The organism is Pseudoalteromonas sp. S3785 (assembly GCF_005887365.1).
In the GTDB taxonomy this organism is placed as follows: domain Bacteria; phylum Pseudomonadota; class Gammaproteobacteria; order Enterobacterales; family Alteromonadaceae; genus Pseudoalteromonas.
This window is the reverse complement of the sequence record NZ_PNCT01000048.1, coordinates 41,077-58,810: the sequence shown is the minus strand read 5'-3', so window position 1 is coordinate 58,810 and position 17,734 is coordinate 41,077. Positions and strand designations below refer to the sequence as shown.

Genomic DNA, 17,734 nt, shown 5'->3' with positions numbered 1-17,734 from the left:
TCATATGTATTTAGTTCACTACAGAGCTATAAGGTTAAAGGTTATGAGTAAATCAATTGAACACGAGCTACCTAATTTAGCACTCTCACAAAGCACTCCTCCTAGCGTTAAGGATTTCACACGAACGTTTTCATCTCATAAGCCTAAAATTTTATTGTTATACGGATCGCTGCGAGCCCGCTCATATAGCAAGTTGGTTATAGAAGAGAGTGCGCGCTTGCTAACCCACTTTGGTGCTGAGGTTAAAATATTTAACCCTGAGGGGTTACCCATAACAGATAGTGAAGATGAGACGCACCCTAAGGTGCAAGAGCTACGTGATTTAATGCTCTGGTCTGAAGGGCAAGTATGGTGCTCGCCGGAGCGACACGGTGCTATGACGAGTGTATTTAAAAACCAGATTGATTGGGTTCCATTAAACCTGGGTGGCGTAAGACCTACACAAGGTAAAACGCTGGCTGTACTGCAGGTTTGTGGTGGTTCGCAGTCATTTAATGTGGTTAATCAGTTACGCGTACTAGGGCGTTGGATGCGCATGGTAACAATACCTAATCAGTCATCTGTGCCTAAAGCGTTTTTAGAATTTGAAGAAAATGGCCGAATGAAGCCTTCCGCTTTTTACAATCGAATTGTGGATGTAATGGAAGAGCTCGTAAAATTTACCTTATTAATGCGCGACCAAAAAGAACACTTTGTTGATAGATACTCTGAGCGAGTAGAAACAGCAGAGCAGCTCAGTAAACGCGTAAATCAAAAAGACATTTAGGAGGTTACTGTGGGGTTATTTGAACGTTTTTTATCGGTGTGGGTAGCGCTGGCAATTGCGGTAGGCATTATAGCTGGTTACGTGATACCCGATATATTTAGTGTTGTTGCAAGCTTAGAATATGCACATGTAAATATTGTTATCGCTGTACTTATTTGGTTTATGATTTACCCGATGATGGTGCAAATTGACTTCTCCTCTATTAAAGATGTAGGTAAAAAGCCTAAAGGCTTAGTGCTGACAGTTGTTATCAACTGGCTCATAAAGCCCTTTACCATGGCCTTACTAGGATGGTTATTTTTCAAAGGTATTTTTGCAGACTTTGTTGACCCACAAACAGCGACAGAATACATAGCCGGTATGATTTTATTAGGTGTAGCACCATGTACTGCAATGGTGTTTGTGTGGAGCCAATTAACAAAAGGTGATGCTAATTACACGTTAGTGCAGGTATCTATTAACGATATTATTATGATTTTTGCCTTTGCGCCCATTGCAGGCTTATTACTAGGGGTAACAGACATAACGGTACCGTGGGACACGTTATTACTCTCGGTGGTTTTGTATGTACTTATTCCATTAATAGCAGGCGCTATTACCCGCAAAAAGTTAGATAAAGGTGAAGATCACACACGGTTAAATCACTTTTTAAAGGTAATGAAACCATATTCCATCATTGGTTTACTGGCAACGGTGGCGCTTTTGTTTGGTTTTCAGTCTCAAACTTTAATAGATAAACCAGAAGCCATTGTATTGATTGCTATTCCGTTGCTTATTCAAACGTATGGTATTTTTGCAATAGCTTATATAGCTGCAAAAAAAATGGGCCTAGCTCATAGTATTGCAGCGCCAGCTTGCATGATTGCAACCTCTAACTTTTTTGAACTGGCTGTTGCCGTGGCTATTTCATTGTTTGGTTTACACTCTGGCGCTGCGCTTGCCACCGTTGTAGGCGTGCTTGTTGAAGTACCTGTTATGCTTAGCTTAGTTTATTTTGCTAATAAAACGCGTCATTGGTTTAACTAGGAGAGTGTTATGGTTGTTATTCATCATAACGCCGATTGTGGTACATCGCGCAATGTATTGCAGATTATTAAGGCGCTGGCTATAACCCCATTGTTATTGAATACCTTAAAGAGGGCTGGACAAAACCTCAGTTACTAGCGTTATTTGCCGCAGCAAACTTAACACCAAAAACAGCGTTGAGAGTGAGTAAATCGCCTGCTAAAAAACTAGGTTTGTTGAGTGAAAACATAACAGGTGAAGCTATTTTAGAGGCCATGCTTGCGCACCCAATACTCGTTAACAGACCTATAGTGTGCACCGAAAAAGGGGTTAAGTTGTGTCGCCCTAGTGAGCAAGTTTTAACGCTGTTAGCGCTATGGCCTAAAGGTGAGCTATACAAAGAAGACGGCGAAATGATATTGAACGCGCAGGGCGAGCAACCTAAAAATTAATAAATTATTAGCCAAAACCCCGTTTACACGGGGTTTTTTTGTTTAGCAAAATTATAAACATTTAAACTTGCTTAGCGTGCTTGTGCTAATGACTATTTTGAACAACACTTTAAATAGTCGCGTTGCCACAGAGAGCACTATGCATAAAGCCTTTATAAAACTTGGTAAGCAAAAAAAAATAATGTACTTAACGAGTTTTTTGCTGGTAGTCATTATTTTTAATGTGCTTTTAAATAATACGCTTCATAAAAAAATCCACAAAAATGGCCAGCAGTTAACACAGCAAATTTATGAGCTGCAAATTAACGCTAATGCTGATAAAGAAATAGTGCAGGCTTTGGTGCAAAGTAAGGGCTTTATGCTGGCTGCACACTCAAATGCCGAACACTTCAAATACTTAGTTGATATACAGCACGATGTATTTAGCTATAAAACGCTCAGCATAAGTTTATACCACTGGCCTGCCTGGGTGGAGCAAGCCTACTTATTTTTACTATTAAATATCATTATATTAGGTGCCACTAGCTGGTGGGTTAAATGGTGGAAAGTATTAGTAACAAAACCGGCAGCGAGCCTGCCATTGCCTTACAGCAAAACTAAAGCTGCAAAAAAACTTTCTACGCAAATCACCACATTAAACTGCGAAGTAAAGTCTATGTACGGTGTTAGTGCAGCGCGGCATAGCTTATTTTCCATAGTGAAATGTGATTGTGTGTTTGATGAAAATACCGATACCCAAGCAAGCTTTAAGGTATTGATAGCAAAATATTTTAAAGAGCTTCCTGCAGTATCAGTTAATGTATTTGATGCTAACAACCTTGCTATTACTTTAAATAATATCCCTGTAGCAAAGCTAGATACATACAGTGAAAGCCTACACGAATGCGTTTATCAAATTTGTAGGCGCTATCGAAGTACTGTAAAACGCAAAAACATAAAAGTTGGTTTGTGTGATTATCGGTATGCAGCCGAACAACCTGTTATTTTTAAGTTAGCTAAGTCTGCCTTGCTTTTTTCAGAAAAAAACGTGATGCAACACTGGCATAGGCTCGCGTTACAGCACGAGCAAGGGAACTTAATTTCAAGTAAGCAGGTTATTGAAAATATTAAAAAGAATAAATTTATCTTGTTCTTTCAACCGTTATTTATGATCACCAGCGGCGATATTGTACAACATGAAGTGCTAATAAGAATTAGGCAGCAACCGCACGGTTTATTAGCTGCGCGTTACTTTATTAATCAAGATTTTAACAATCACCAAGCATTTGAGTTAGATAAAGCGGTGCTACTTCAAGTTAAAAAGCTTATTTTAGCTGAGTCCAGCGCACTAACGGTGAGCGTTAATTTGCATATAAGTAACTGGTTTAACGAGCAGTTTTGGAGCTGGTTTGTCACCAATATGAAAGATTTTACGACAAAGCGAAAATTACAGTTTGAAATTAGCGAAGCAGACTTTATTAAGTACCAAGGGCAACTAGCTGGTGCCTTTGACAAACTGACGGCCCTACAAAGTGTGCTGGTGATTGATAATGTACAGAATGTGGAGCACATTAACCAAATTGCTTCTCAAAAATTAGTTAGCGGTATAAAACTAGGGTATCCGCTTGTTCATAATGTGGATGAAAAGACTCAACAACAAAAACAGGTTAAAAATATTGTAGCGCAAAGCAAGTTGCTCAATATACCTGTGTACGCGGTGGGTGTAGAAACCCAAAAAGAGCTACTTATGTTGGCTAAACTAGGCGTAGTTGCTGCACAAGGCTTTTACTTTTCTGAGCCCTTGCAAGAGTACACACATGCCACGTTTTATTAGGAATTACACTAAATCAAGCCACGATACTTTAAACCATTAAGCCCCTGTAAACCGCCTGTATGAATAGCCATTATGTGACTACCAGCAGCAAAGTAGTCTTGTTCGATCAGCTGCCATAATGCATACATCATTTTACCACTGTATATAGGTTCCAGGGGTAAGTTATGGCGCTGCTGCATGCGTTGGCAAAACTGCCACAATTCATTGGTAAACTTTCCATAACCGCCATCATGAAACTCTGTAAGTAGTTGCCAATTTGATTGCTGGGCGGCTTTTTTACTAAGTGTTGTAATTTCTTTGTTAAGGTATTCGGCTTGCTTTAATACCGCAATTCCTAGCAGCTGTGTGGCCTCAAAGCTGCCTTCAATTAAACCTGCAAGTGTACCGCCACTGCCTGTGGGACAAATTAAGTAATCATGCTTAGGTAAGCTTTTAGCAAGCTCAGCACACCCTGGCAAAGCATGTGTATTACTTCCACCCTCTGGAATTATGTATGCATAGGGGAATTGTGCTTGCAGCTGAGCTAAGTAATCTGGGTCATGGCGCTGCTTATATTCAATACGCGTAACCGCATGTAAGTCCATTGCACATTGTTTAGCAAATCGCACTGTGGGGTTTTGGGTGTCTAAATGTGGTCCTCTAATGATGGCGTGGGTTTTTATATTAAATAATTTACCCGCCCCAGCGCAGGCATGAATATGATTAGAAAACGCGCCTCCAAAAGTGAGTAACTGTGTTTTATTGGAGGCTTGCATATGCTGTAAATTATATTTTAGTTTACGCCATTTGTTACCACTAATAAGTGGGTGGAGCAGGTCATCTCTTTTAATGCTTAAGCGTATGTTTCTTTTTTTTAGACAATCGCTATCTATTTGTTGTATTGGGCTTTCTTTTTCAATATTAAATAAATTAAGCATTATTTCTCGTGTTTATACTTGCAAACCAACAATCTTGTACGACACTTAGTTAATCTCTTATTAACAATAGTAGCTGTATGAAAAAAAAGCTGTTTTCGTTGTTATCTTGGTTAAATCGCAGTTTAGACTCTAGCACATCAATTGGTATTGCTACTTATGCAGATACTGTAAAAGCAGTGTGTTTAAAAAAAAATCAAGGGCAGTGGTACGTTCATAACTCATATAGCGTGAATGTTGAAGACCTCACAGATTATACAGCTGCTATTGCAACTTGCACAAATGAAGTTTGTGCAGAGGTGTGCCCAGTAAATTTAGTGGTGCCTCACTATTTTTATCAAATAGTGCAAATGGATAAACCCATGTTGAGTGACGAAGAAATCATTCAATCCTTACCTTGGACAACAAAAGATTTAGTTGATATTCCGCCAGAGAACATTGTTGCCGATTTTATCGATTACCCAATCGTTCAGCCTATGCAAAGCAGTAAAATGAATGTGTTTATTACCAATAAACTTCAGTTACTGCCTTTTATCGATAGCTTTTCAAAAATAAAGCCTGTCCTCAGGGCAATGACCTCGGAAGAGATGATTTTAGTAACCTTGTTTGGTGAAGATAAAAGTGCACACATGCTTATAGTGCAACATGCAGGGCACGAGCCTCGTATTTTAATTATTCGCGATGGTCAGCTTTTATTAGCTAGACGATTGAACGGGTTTTTAGGTATTTCGGATAAAGAGCGTACACACGGGCTAGTTGAAGCCCTTGGTCTTGAGATTCAAAGGTCGATGGACTTTTTCGAAAGCCAATTAAAGCAGCCTCCTATTAGAAGTATTCAGCTGCACTGCGATGACCTGTCGTCTTTGACTTTAAGGGCTGGCCTTGCAGAATTTTTACAAGTAAAAGTTGTTGATTTCAAACCTAATATCGATCTAGCCCAAGATCTTGAGCCGAGCTTCTATTACGCATTGGGGGCAGCGTATCAATTAACCAGTCCGGATTCAGTGCTATGAAAACACGGATTAATTTTTACCAAAAAGCGATTAGGGTTAGGCGCGACCCCGTTCCTTTTAAAGGCATGCTCGTACTTTGGCTAGCTACCTTATGTGTAGTTGCATTAACTTGGCTTTTTTATTTATACGAAGAGCATAAAAGTCTGCAATTAGTAACACAAAGCGAGGCCTATTTAACACACACACAACAGCAATTAAGTGTGGTAAAGCAGCGCTTAGCTGATAAACAAAATAAATCGCATTTGATTGATGAACTAAAAGTACTGCAACAAGAGATATTGCATAAACAACAGGTGTTTGATTATTTAGAAAACACATCTATGCATACCAAAACAGATTACGCAGATGTTATGCGTGATTTGGCAGCGTACCACGAGCCGCAGATTTGGCTTGACCAAATAAAATTTGATGGTCAAAAAATAATACTTAAAGGGCGCGCACAGCAAGCAAAATTTTTACCTATTTGGCTTACCAATCTTAAGCAATCAAGCTTTTTCAATGGAAAGGAGTTTTCAGTTGTAGAGTTGTCGAGCAGCGAGGGGGTGAGCGAGTTTAATGTTGCTACACAGCTGAGTGAAAGTGAGGTAACGCAATGAGTGAGCAAAATGAAAAAAAAGGCTGGCCATTATTTGTTAAATACCAAACAAGATTCGCAACGTTGCAGCAGCGCGAAAAGTATTCAGTGCTATTTGTTGGCTTATTTCTGATTGTTTACTTGGGATTATGGTTTGTAGTGTTCCCACAGCAAGATGCAGTAAACAATTTACGCATTAAGCAAAATGAATTGTGGCAAAAAATAAACCAAAATGAAGCACAGCTTTCTATGCTTACACAGGCATTAGAGCATGACTACACAAAAGTACTAAGAAATCAGGTTGGGCAAACACAGCGCGAGTTAGAAGAGATAAATAATAAGCTAAGCATGTTTAGCCAAGGTTTTATTTCGGCTAACAAAGTACCCGCTGTATTAAGGGATCTATTCGTAAACACACCCGATGTGCGTGTTGTTAGCTTTAGGGTAAACCCAGCAAAAGCAATTGATGTAGAAAAACTGGGTGAACACGATACGCAAACGCTGTTTTTTGAGCACCAAATGGTGGTTACATTGCAGGGACGTTATTTTAGTTTACAAGGTTATTTAGAAGGCCTTAAAGCAAGCCAACAAAAGCTGCTTATACAGCAATTTAATTATCAAGTGAAAACATACCCTAATGCAGAGTTAACATTACAAATAGCCACGGTGAGCGCCAATGAAAAATTTATTGCTTTATAGTTTGTGTGTGATTTGCATATGTTTTTCCCCTGTTATCAGTTCAGCTGAAATACTGCGCGACCCTACACAACCTAGCAAAACACCAATAATAAATGGCGCTGCAGTAAGTAATACAGCGCTGTTGTTACAGTCAATTATTAAAACCGAAAAGCAATACAAAGCGATTATTTCTAAGCAGGTATATAAGCCAGGAGATGTAGTAGGTAAATTTCGGGTGCTAACAATAAACGCTAATTCAGTGCTGTTAGCAAATGATGATAAGCAAATAAAATTAGAATTATACGACTATGAAATTAAAAAATAATACAACAAAGCCATGGCTTGCGCTTATTTTAATACCGCCTTTTTTAACGGCGTGCCATAGTTTTAAGCCCGGAAAAGAGATTCAGCCACATATTGCTCAAGAGCTTGCGCCTGTAAGTAACAAGGCAAAGAGTGTAGCTCCAGTAGAAGTAAGTAGTGCGCTTACACAAAGCCTACTTTCATCACTTAATAGTGAGCAAAGCCTAACCAATGAGTTAGCTGTAAAACGTTTTGATGTAGCCGCAAAAGAGGTAGAAATACGCTCATTTTTTAATGGCTTAACGGCTGATACGCCATACAGCGTGGCAGTACACCCACAGGTAAGCGGTGTTATTTCTTTAAATTTAAAAAACGTAACCTTTGAAGAAGTGATAGCGGTTATTAAACGCATGTACCCATTAGATATTGTTCAAGAAGGCCGTATTGTACAGGTGCTACCTGCAATTATGCGCACAGAAACTATACCGGTTAATTATTTAATGATGCAGCGCCATGGGCAATCAACGGTAAGTGTTGTTGCAGGTGGGGTAAGCCAGTTCTCACAAAACAACTCAAGTTCAAATTCAAACTCATACAGCAGCAATAATTCGAGCCAAAATAATCAGTTTGGCAGCGATAATCAAAATACTGAGTTAAATGGCTCTCGCATCCAAACAATTAATCAAAACGACTTTTGGAAGGAGCTTGAACTTGCTCTTAAATCGCTTATTGGCTCAAACGATGGGCGTTATGTGGTTGCCAGCCCGCAGGCAAGCTTAGTTACGGTTAATGCCTTACCAAGTGAAATAAACCAGTTAAAAGATTTTTTACGTCAAAGCCAAGAAAACCTTCAGCGACAAGTTATTCTTGAAGCTAAAATTGTCGAAATAACTCTAAAAGATGAGTACCAACAAGGAGTTAACTGGGAGCGAATTTCTAGAGGGTTAGAAGGTGGGGTGTCGTTTGCAACAACAGCAGGCAGCATAGGTAATTCTATTTCAGCTACTTTAGGAGGGGTTTCCTCGTTAACGATTGAAAAAGGCGACTTTAGCGGCGTAATTAGCTTGCTTGAAACCCAGGGTGACCTACAAATGCTTTCTAACCCCCGTGTAACGGCTACAAACAATCAAAAAGCCGTGATTAAAGTAGGACAAGATGAGTACTTTGTTACTAACGTTTCGAGCACAACAGTAACGGGCACCTCAACGACTACGTCTCCAGAAATAGACCTAACGCCGTTTTTTTCGGGCATTGCGCTCGATGTCACACCGCAAATTGATAAATATGGCTCAGTCATTTTACATGTTCACCCTTCGGTGACCGAAACAGAAGAGCAGCTAAAGGTGATTACATTAGATGATCAGCGTTTTGAGTTGCCGCTTGCACAAAGCAATATTCGTGAATCTGATACGGTGATCCGCGCTCAAAGTGGTGAAATAGTCGTAATAGGTGGGTTAATGCAAACCACCACGGAAGATGAAGAGTCGAAAACACCGATTTTAGGCGATGTTCCAATATTAGGTAATTTATTTAAAAGTATTAGTAAGCGCCAAGAGAAAAAAGAGCTCGTTATTTTAATCAAGCCAACGGTGGTGATGCCCGACACATGGAAAAAGCAACAGGCTCATAGTCGCGCGCTATTAAATACATGGTATGAGAACTAACTATGTATTTAAGCTTTTTTAATTTAAGTGAAATGCCTTTCACCTTAACCCCAAACACTGAGTTTTTTTGTGCGCTTGAACCGCACCACGAAGCCATGCAAGTACTGACCACTGCGCTAGAAATGGGTGAAGGGTTTATAAAAGTAACAGGGGAAGTAGGGACAGGCAAAACCTTACTATGCAGAAAACTTTTAAATCAAATTGAAGAAGACTATTTCGTGGCTTATTTACCTAATTCATATTTAAGCCCTGAAGAATTACGTTGGGCTATTGCTGTAGAGCTTGGCATGGAGGTAGATAAAACGCTAGATCAGCAATCGTTAAGTCAGCAAATAAATCATTACTTACTTGAGCTACAAGAAGATAACGAACGGGTTGTGTTATTAATAGACGAAGCACAGTGCCTGAGTTGGGATACACTTGAAGCACTTCGATTATTTACAAACCTAGAAACCGAAACCGAAAAGCTTATTCAGGTGGTGCTATTTGGCCAGCCCGAATTAGATGAAAAGCTAGCTAATAGTAAGGTGAGGCAGTTACGCCAGCGTATCAGTTTTTCGTACTCATTGCGTGCAATGACCGCCAGTGAGGTTATTTATTATATTAATCACCGTTTACAGGTGGCAGGCTTTAATCAGCCGCTACTATTTACTAATCGATTAGGATTAAAAATAGCGCGTGCAAGTCGAGGCATTCCACGGTTGGTCAATATTTTATGCCACAAAGCTTTACTGCAAGCATACGGCGAAGGGCTTAATAAAGTGACACCGCGCCATGTACATCTTGCTATTGCAGACACCGAAGATTGCAAAAAGCACCATGCTAACCATTACTGGGCTTACAGCTTATTAGCTATTAGTGTGTTTGCTATTGCAGTTATGTGGTTATGGAGGCAATGGCTATGAGTGTGATTAATAACATGCTCAAAAACATCGACCAGCGCCAAAATGCTCAGCGTAAGCAGCAAAGTGCTGGAGTCGCTATTACCCCTGTACGCGACTACCATGATGTATTATTTAAAGTGTTGAGTGTGTTACTCGCGATTGTAATTATTTTTACAGCCTACCTTTATTTGCCTTTTGCACAAGCACCTCAACCGAGTAGCGACACAGCTGAAAAAGCCTATGCTGTTAAAAATAGCAGCCAGCCGGTTGAAATTGCTCAAGCTAAAATTACCCCAGTAATTAAGCCTTTAAAACCATTAAACGAAGAGAGCACAGCTGCTGAAGCGGCTTACACTCCTGCAGTTGCGCAAAAAAAACTGGCGCAGGAGCAAAGCAATAACGCGTTGCTTAAGCAGCCAAAAGACGAAGTAATACAGCAACACGCTGTAGAGAAAGACACGCTACTAAGCAAAAAAAACAGCCCCACAGAGACAAGCGTAAAAGTAGCCGCTAGTACAGAGATAAATGCCCCACTTGAAGCAAAAAGCAGTACACCAGTAAAAAGCATTACACAGGCTGAGCAGCCACCCGTTGAAAATAAATTAGTAAAAACTGCCAGTGTTAAGCAAAGCAAAGCCCAGCGCATAGCACAGCAATTAAAGCGTGCTAAACAAGCGTTGGAATTTGCTTTATATGATGATGCGATTAACGATTTAACCGCTATTTTACAAACACAACCTGAGCATATAGAAGCGCGAAACTTACTCGCGGCAACCTACTTTCAGCAACAAGATGTACTTATGGCTCAGCAGCTATTGGTTGCTGGCATAAAAATAAACCCTGAGGTTGTGCAGTGGCGAACCATGCTCAGTAAAATCTTAATTATGCAGCAAGAGTATGAAGGCGTACTTAAACTGCTCATAGCCGAGCTAGAGCCTCAGGCAAACCTTGAGTTTTGGATTTTAAAAGGCACCGCAGCACAAAATGCGCAGCAACATCAAATAGCGCTTGCGAGTTTTACACAACTTACACAGCTTCAGCCTCAGCAGGCTAAATGGTGGCTGGCGTTAGCAACTTCAAAAGATGCGTTGGGAGAATTTGCTGATGCAAAGCACCTTTATAAAGTTGCACTCGATTTAGGCGGTTTAAATGCCGTAATGACGCAACATGCACTACAGCGTTTAGTTGCATTGAAGGAGGCGTTATGAGACCCAGTTTAAAAATGCGTTTAGGGGATTTACTCGTTCATGAGCAAATGATCACCGAAGCGCAGCTAAGTGAAGCACTTAATGTGCAAGCCGCGTCAGGGCGTAAGTTAGGGGCTACATTAATTGCGCTTGAGTTTATAAGTGAGCCGCAATTATTGCGCTTTTTAGCTCAACAATTACAAATACCATTTTTAGATATTTCGCAGCGGAAAATATCTTCAGATGTATCTAAGCTACTTTCTGAGGTTTATGCCAGACGTTACCGAGCATTAGTCATAGAGGATAATGGCGATTCAGTTTTAGTCGGGATGAGTGACCCCGCAGATTTGAGAGCGTTGGATCAGCTAGCGCCAATGCTAGCCCCTAAGCGAGTTGAGCTGGCTGTAGTGCAAGAAAGCCAACTTATGGCTGCGTTTGATAATGTGTACCGCCGAACAGAAGATATTACTAACTTTGCTGAAAAGCTACACGAAGAATACGAAGACGTAGAAGAGTTTGATCTTAATTCCTTAGCAGATGAAACCTCTGATGCCACCGTGGTAAAACTACTGCAATCTATATTTGAAGATGCAGTGCAAGTACGCGCCTCAGATATCCACATAGAGCCCGATGAAAGGCTATTACGCATTCGCCAACGCGTTGATGGTGTATTGCAAGAGCATATACTAAATCAAGTAAAAATAGCCTCAGCATTAGTGCTTAGACTCAAGCTTATGTCGGGGTTAGATATATCGGAAAAGCGTTTACCGCAAGATGGCCGTTTTAATATAAAAGTACACGCGCACAGTATTGATGTGCGTTTATCGACAATGCCTGTGCAATATGGTGAGTCAGTTGTGATGCGGTTGCTCGACCAATCTGCAGGGCTTTTATCGTTAGATGAAACAGGCATGCCGGTGCATATTTTAAAGCGCCTGCGCAGCATTATAAAACGCCCGCATGGCATGGTGTTAGTGACTGGGCCTACAGGCTCAGGTAAAACCACCACTTTGTACGGCGCTTTAAGTGAACTTAACCAACAAGAAAGTAAAATTATTACCGTAGAAGATCCGGTTGAATACCGCATTGGGCGGGTAAATCAGGTGCAAATAAACAACAAAATTGGTTTAAGTTTTGCCAGTGTACTAAGAACCACACTACGCCAAGACCCCGATATTATTATGGTTGGCGAAATGCGTGACCAAGAAACCGTAGATATAGGGCTAAGAGCTGCATTAACGGGCCACTTAGTGCTTTCTACACTTCATACCAACGATGCCATATCAAGTGCAATGCGCTTAATTGATATGGGGGCGCCAGCTTATTTAGTCGCCAGTTCACTACGGGCTATTATTGCTCAGCGCCTAGTTAGGCGCATCTGCAATGAGTGTAAAACACCGTACCATCCAGACAAACAAGAGCAAAGTTGGCTTACCTACTTAGGTGAAAATGCTAACAGCACACAGTTTTGGCGAGGTGAAGGCTGCACTGCCTGTAGCCATAGTGGCTATAAAGGACGAGTGGGGATTTTTGAACTGCTAGAAATGAACGACGCTATGATGGATGCTCTGCGTATTAACGACACGCAACGTTTTGCCGAAGCGGCTAAAAGTAGCGCTAATTTTGCACCGCTATCTTATATGGCTTTAACGTATGCAAAGCAAGGAATTACCTCGTTAGATGAGGTATTTAAAGTGGCTGAATATGTACCTGAAGTAGTAGGTGGTGACGATGCAGCTATATAGTTACAAAGCCAAAGACACCAAAGGCGCGCTGGTTAAAGGGCGTGTTGAGGCAAATAACGAGGCAGGTGTAGCCGATAGCTTACTAAAGCGCCAGTACATACCTATATCAATTTCATTGGTTGAAACAAAAAACAATATTAAGTTATTCGATAACTTGTTTAGTGAAAAAATAACCCTTGATGACATGATCATGTTTTCACGGCAAATGTATTCATTACTTAAAGCGGGTATTCCTATTATTAGAGCAATGATAGGCCTGGCTGATACCACGCAAAATAAAGAGTTTAAAAGTGTATTGCTTGAAGTCACCCGCCAACTTGAGCAAGGCCGCGAATTATCGAGTGCTTTGGCCATACACAATAAGGTGTTTAGCCGCTTAACTATTTCTATGGTTAAGGTTGGTGAAGGGTCAGGGCGATTAGAAGATGCGTTTTATCAACTGGCTATTTACTTTGAAAAAGAACAAGAGACGCGTAAACGAATAAAAGCGGCTATGCGTTACCCCACGTTTGTTATTTTGGCGCTTTTAGTCGCGATGATCATTTTAAATATTTTTGTGATCCCAACCTTTGCCAGCATGTTCGAAAAATTTGATGCAGAGCTGCCTTTAATGACCCAAGTTCTCATCGGTACAAGTAACTTTTTTGTCAATTATTGGTGGCTGCTGGCGCTAATGTTAATTGGTGGAGTCCTTGCTTGGCGCCGCTATATAAATACCTCGGCTGGACGTTTTAAGTGGGATCACCACAAACTAAAAATTCCTTTTGTCGGCGATATTTTAAAGCGCACCTTGCTTGGACGTTATAGCCAAAGTTTAGCTATGGTGCTTCGCTCCGGCGTCCCTATGACGACAGGGCTGTCGTTAACGGCCCATACAGTTGATAACAGCTACATGGAGAAAGCCATTATCACTATGCGTCAAGATATCGAAAAAGGCGACAGTTTGCTGCGTGCTTCGCGAAGTAGCGAGCTATTTTCACAACTGGTACTGCAAATGGTGGCTGTGGGTGAAGAAACGGGCCGAGTAGATGAATTACTGCAAGAGGCGGCCGACTTTTATGAGCGAGAAGTTGATTACGACTTACGCAGTTTAACCGCGAAAATAGAACCTATTTTGACCGTGTTTGTTGCCATTATGGTGCTTATTTTAGCGCTGGGCATATTTATGCCGATGTGGAACATGATGTCGGCTATTAAAGGGTAGCCATTATGAATAACTGGCGCGCTCATGAAACAGGTTTCTCATTGTTTGAGCTGATTTTAGTAGTTGTTTTACTGGCAGTTATTATGGCTTTTGCTATACCTCAATACATAGGGGTTAAAAATCAGGCTCATAACGCGAGTGTCGATGTAGTCGCTGGTGGGTTTGCTTCAGCGGTAACGATGATAAGAAGTCACTGGGAATTATCGGGGCGCCCGAAAGGCGTTAATAATACAACACATATTAACTACGGAGGTGTCATTGTTGGTGTCGATGGAAATAGGGGCACACCAACGGGTGATAAAACGACTAATACTGATACGCGGGCCAGCGCAATGACTGCACTGAAATGCCAAAAAGTATTAAAGGTAATTTTACAAGATACGCCTACAAGCACATTAAGTACCGAGGTTTCTGCAATAACCGAGGTGAGTTATTTAGTGCGTTATAACGCTAAAAACAACCAGTGTATTTATTATTTAACGCATAATTTAAACACTAACAACTTACCTACCGATGGCGCTGTGATAGCAAAAAACGTAGGGTTTTCGTACTTTCCAACTACAGGCAAAGTGCAAATTTTTAAAAACTAAGTAATAAAGAGGCTTACTTATGAAAATGCAGTCATTAAAACAACCAATGAATAAGCAAGCAGGTTTTACGCTTGTTGAACTAATAATTGTAATCGTGATTTTAGGTATTTTAGCGGTGACCGCTGCCCCTCGTTTTTTAAACCTGCAAGGTGATGCTAATGCTTCTACACTCGAAGGTTTACAAGGCTCAATTCGAAGCGGCATGAACATCGTTAATGGTAAATCCATTATCGCAAGCGATCATAAAAAAGCGACTGCCACGGTGACCGTTGATACTGGTGATGCAGTAGCGACTGCTTATGGCTACCCTGCGGCAACAGAAGCAGCCTTTGAGGCTTTTTTAGATGTTACATTTGCATCTGACGACTCAGCTGATTTTAACCTTGTAGAGGTTGCCGCTGATGAAAAAGCAATTATTTTCCCTAATAGCTACGTGCAAACTGATGATTGCCGTATTGAATATACACAAGCATCTGATGAAAACGACGGCACGCCGCCAGTATCTGTAATACCACCTACGGTTACGCTTATCACGAGTGGGTGTTAATTTATATAAATGAATAGCAGTAGTAATCAACGATTGCGTGGCTTCACCCTTGTTGAACTAATTATTACCTTAGTTATTTTGGGCATACTGTCGGTAACGGCAGTGCCCAAGTTTCTGGGCAGTTCAACAGAGCAAGCATACTCATACAGAGATAGGGTATTAAATGCCCTGCGCACCGTACAATTACGTGCAATGCAAAATACTGCAACAAGCAGCTGCCACAAACTGTATATTTCACCTACCTTGGTTGCGGGGCCAGAGCCAGAAACCTGTGCGGGCGGCCCAAGTACCAACAATAGCGAGCATTTAGTTGTCGAAATAAACACTGGGCGTAGTGACGTACGTTTTAATGCTTTAGATAGCAATGGCAATACGTTTTCGCAAATAAACTTTGATCCACTTGGAAGGGTTGATCAAAATTGCGCAGTGTTTTGTAAAATTGATCTCGGCCTTGCAGCTGTATGCATTAGCGGTGAAGGGCTTATTTATGCCTGCCCCTAAAAAGCAAATAGGCTTTACCTTAATAGAACTGATTATAGCCATTGTCATGTTTGCTATTGCGCTAAGCATTATTACAGCGTTTATAGCACCGCAAGCAAAGCAAAGCGCTGAGCCTATTGTCGCGCTGAGAGCGTCAGAGCTTGGGCAAGCATTAATGAACGAAATATTAGCTAAATCATTTGATGAACATAGCGAACGTTCGCCACCATTTAGGCGCTGCTCTGAGACCAGCTTAGGTGCACAGCCTTGTAGTACTAGCTCTGAACTGGGTGCAGACAGCGGAGAAACACGCACAAATTTTAACGATGTTGATGATTATATTGCGCTCACCGGGCAGCCTATTAGTGATAGTTTAGGGAATACATTAGCGCAATACAGCGATTTTTCACTGGCTGTGAAGGTGCAATACGACAGCGACCTAAACGAGGCAACCAATAACGATGGCGTTGTCTTTAAACGAATTACCATTGAAGTAACCTCACCCTTGGGGCAAGTGTACGGCTTTAGTGCATACAAAGGTAATTATTAATGAATAGAGCAAAGCAAAAACAGGGTTTTACCTTAGTTGAGCTATTACTTGTTATAGTAATTATTGGCATTTTAGCCGTGGCGTCATTTTCGTTTATCAGCGCTGGATTTAATATTTATAGCCAGGGTGTAAAGCGCCAAGAAGCGGTGGCGCAAAGTCGATTTATTTTAACCCGATTAAGTAAAGAGCTTCGCCACGCAACCCCTAATTCGTTGCGCTTAAATTGCGACAACGCCAGCAATGGAGCGTGTAGCACGCAGCAATGTTTAGAATTTACGCCGTTTTTATCTGCCACTCACTATACCGGTTATTTACCCACCAGCGCTCCTTTTGCGATTACCGCCGTGAATTTTGCGCTTAATAATTTAACTGAGCCACAAATAAACGATTGGGCAAGTGTCTACCCATTAAATAGCAGCGATATATACGATGAAAGTCAAAACAAGCGTTTAAAAGTCATCGGCTATAGCGCTGTTACAGGTGAGCTCGATACATGGCAATTTAGCAAAGCATTTGCTCAAGAGTCACCGAGTAAGCGCCTTTATTTATTAGATCAGCCCGTTAGCTTTTGTGTAGAGGGTAATTCACTGTATCGCTATAGCAACTACGGTTTTACTACAAGCCAATTAAACGCTGCCAGCTTACAGGTTAGCTCGGGCGTTAAACGCGATTTAATGAGTAATTATATTTCAAATGACTTAACGAGCAGCGCCTTTTTTATATTGAGTGAGGTTACACTGCAGCGCAGCGCGGTTGTTAATGTGTTTGCGCAAATGGGGTTTAACGACACCGAACAAATAAGTATTAGCCATGAGGTGCATGTGCCTAATGTTCCCTAAGATAAAAAACATCACTTTAGCTAAAAAACAGCAAGGCAATTTGCTCATAATTACATTGGTGATCATCGTCACTATGCTGGCACTGGGGCTGGCGCTTTCAAAAGTGTTATCGGGGGCGTCGCAACAAAATACCATTGAGTATTACGGCGCGCGTGCTTATATGGCAGCGCAAAGCGGGTTAGAAACTGGTTTAAGTGAAATTTTTGCACTAAATAGCACAGCACAAACATGCAGTGCTGTAACCACTAATAGGAATTTTAGCACCCTCTATTTAGCCAACTGTGAGGTTGAATTGAGTTGTAGTGAATATATCGACTTGCCCGATAGTAGCACCCGCTCTCGCACAGTTAATATTTACTATTTACAAAGCTCAGCAACGTGCGCCGCCAATGATTGTGCTGCCGGTGCAGCGTGTCAAAAAGAATATTGGCAAACCCAACGTACTCTAAGTGTGGAGGCTAAAACATTACCATGAGCAAATATACCCTCTGTTTTTTATGTTTAATAAGTTTGCTACTAAGCCGAT

General features: G+C 41.1%; 19 protein-coding genes and 1 pseudogene. 19 read left to right on the top strand and 1 reads right to left on the bottom strand.

The window, feature by feature from the left end; translation table 11 throughout:
• Positions 1–43: 43 nt before the first annotated feature.
• From arsH to CWC17_RS12485, 4 genes and pseudogenes are all read left to right on the top strand, one after another.
• Complete coding sequence (arsH, locus tag CWC17_RS12500) at positions 44–766, top strand: arsenical resistance protein ArsH (protein ID WP_138613160.1); 723 nt, start codon at positions 44–46, stop codon at positions 764–766.
• Positions 767–775: 9 nt separating this feature from the next.
• Positions 776–1,792: an ACR3 family arsenite efflux transporter gene (arsB, locus tag CWC17_RS12495; RefSeq protein WP_138613158.1), complete on the top strand. Its 1,017-nt coding sequence runs from the start codon at positions 776–778 to the stop codon at positions 1,790–1,792.
• 9 nt (positions 1,793–1,801) lie between these two features.
• Positions 1,802–2,223, top strand: a pseudogene (locus CWC17_RS12490) (arsenate reductase family protein).
• Between the two features lie 88 nt (positions 2,224–2,311).
• Positions 2,312–4,036, top strand: a complete 1,725-nt coding sequence (locus CWC17_RS12485) for an EAL domain-containing protein (RefSeq protein WP_249935922.1) — start codon at positions 2,312–2,314, stop codon at positions 4,034–4,036.
• A gap of 8 nt (positions 4,037–4,044) precedes the next feature.
• On the opposite strand, the gene CWC17_RS12480 is transcribed toward CWC17_RS12485, so the two are convergent.
• Positions 4,045–4,953: a 1-aminocyclopropane-1-carboxylate deaminase/D-cysteine desulfhydrase gene (locus tag CWC17_RS12480; RefSeq protein ID WP_138541330.1), complete on the bottom strand. Its 909-nt coding sequence runs from the start codon at positions 4,951–4,953 to the stop codon at positions 4,045–4,047.
• Between the two features lie 77 nt (positions 4,954–5,030).
• Between CWC17_RS12480 and CWC17_RS12475 the strand changes: the two genes are divergently transcribed.
• The 15 genes from CWC17_RS12475 to CWC17_RS12405 are packed head-to-tail and all read left to right on the top strand — an operon-like array spanning position 5,031 to position 17,683.
• Positions 5,031–5,963, top strand: coding sequence for a hypothetical protein (locus CWC17_RS12475; protein ID WP_055014609.1), 933 nt, complete (start codon positions 5,031–5,033; stop codon positions 5,961–5,963).
• On the top strand, positions 5,960–6,559 hold the full coding sequence (locus CWC17_RS12470) for a PilN domain-containing protein (protein ID WP_138613156.1): 600 nt from the start codon (positions 5,960–5,962) through the stop codon (positions 6,557–6,559). The genes CWC17_RS12475 and CWC17_RS12470 overlap by 4 nt, the downstream gene beginning before the upstream one ends.
• Positions 6,556–7,236, top strand: a complete 681-nt coding sequence (locus CWC17_RS12465) for an agglutinin biogenesis protein MshJ (protein WP_138613154.1) — start codon at positions 6,556–6,558, stop codon at positions 7,234–7,236. The genes CWC17_RS12470 and CWC17_RS12465 overlap by 4 nt, the downstream gene beginning before the upstream one ends.
• Positions 7,214–7,540, top strand: a complete 327-nt coding sequence (locus CWC17_RS12460) for an agglutinin biogenesis protein MshK (RefSeq protein WP_138613152.1) — start codon at positions 7,214–7,216, stop codon at positions 7,538–7,540. The genes CWC17_RS12465 and CWC17_RS12460 overlap by 23 nt, the downstream gene beginning before the upstream one ends.
• Entirely contained in the window at positions 7,524–9,182 is a 1,659-nt protein-coding gene (gene mshL / locus CWC17_RS12455; RefSeq protein ID WP_138613150.1) for a pilus (MSHA type) biogenesis protein MshL, read from the top strand. The genes CWC17_RS12460 and mshL overlap by 17 nt, the downstream gene beginning before the upstream one ends.
• A gap of 2 nt (positions 9,183–9,184) precedes the next feature.
• Positions 9,185–10,087, top strand: a complete 903-nt coding sequence (locus CWC17_RS12450) for an ExeA family protein (protein ID WP_138613148.1) — start codon at positions 9,185–9,187, stop codon at positions 10,085–10,087.
• Complete coding sequence (locus CWC17_RS12445; protein WP_138613146.1) at positions 10,084–11,274, top strand: tetratricopeptide repeat protein; 1,191 nt, start codon at positions 10,084–10,086, stop codon at positions 11,272–11,274. The genes CWC17_RS12450 and CWC17_RS12445 overlap by 4 nt, the downstream gene beginning before the upstream one ends.
• Positions 11,271–12,998: a GspE/PulE family protein gene (locus tag CWC17_RS12440; RefSeq protein WP_138613144.1), complete on the top strand. Its 1,728-nt coding sequence runs from the start codon at positions 11,271–11,273 to the stop codon at positions 12,996–12,998. The genes CWC17_RS12445 and CWC17_RS12440 overlap by 4 nt, the downstream gene beginning before the upstream one ends.
• Positions 12,985–14,202 carry a type II secretion system F family protein gene (locus tag CWC17_RS12435; protein WP_138613142.1) on the top strand — a complete coding sequence of 406 codons (1,218 nt, stop codon included), beginning with the start codon at positions 12,985–12,987 and terminating at the stop codon, positions 14,200–14,202. The genes CWC17_RS12440 and CWC17_RS12435 overlap by 14 nt, the downstream gene beginning before the upstream one ends.
• Positions 14,203–14,207: 5 nt before the next feature.
• Positions 14,208–14,792 carry a prepilin-type N-terminal cleavage/methylation domain-containing protein gene (locus tag CWC17_RS12430; RefSeq protein WP_138613140.1) on the top strand — a complete coding sequence of 195 codons (585 nt, stop codon included), beginning with the start codon at positions 14,208–14,210 and terminating at the stop codon, positions 14,790–14,792.
• A 19-nt stretch (positions 14,793–14,811) separates the two neighbouring features.
• Positions 14,812–15,339 (top strand): prepilin-type N-terminal cleavage/methylation domain-containing protein, encoded by a 528-nt coding sequence (locus CWC17_RS12425; RefSeq protein ID WP_138613138.1) that lies wholly within the window; start codon positions 14,812–14,814, stop codon positions 15,337–15,339.
• A gap of 9 nt (positions 15,340–15,348) precedes the next feature.
• Positions 15,349–15,840, top strand: a complete 492-nt coding sequence (locus CWC17_RS12420; RefSeq protein ID WP_138613136.1) for a pilus assembly FimT family protein — start codon at positions 15,349–15,351, stop codon at positions 15,838–15,840.
• On the top strand, positions 15,827–16,369 hold the full coding sequence (locus CWC17_RS12415) for a type II secretion system protein (RefSeq protein ID WP_138613134.1): 543 nt from the start codon (positions 15,827–15,829) through the stop codon (positions 16,367–16,369). The genes CWC17_RS12420 and CWC17_RS12415 overlap by 14 nt, the downstream gene beginning before the upstream one ends.
• The gene (locus tag CWC17_RS12410) at positions 16,369–17,208 is read left to right on the top strand and encodes a type II secretion system protein (RefSeq protein WP_138613132.1); all 840 of its coding nucleotides are present in this window, start codon (positions 16,369–16,371) and stop codon (positions 17,206–17,208) included. Before CWC17_RS12415 ends, CWC17_RS12410 begins: the two co-directional genes overlap by 1 nt.
• Positions 17,198–17,683 carry an agglutinin biogenesis protein MshP gene (locus CWC17_RS12405; protein ID WP_138613130.1) on the top strand — a complete coding sequence of 162 codons (486 nt, stop codon included), beginning with the start codon at positions 17,198–17,200 and terminating at the stop codon, positions 17,681–17,683. The genes CWC17_RS12410 and CWC17_RS12405 overlap by 11 nt, the downstream gene beginning before the upstream one ends.
• The last annotated feature ends 51 nt before the right edge of the window (positions 17,684–17,734 follow it).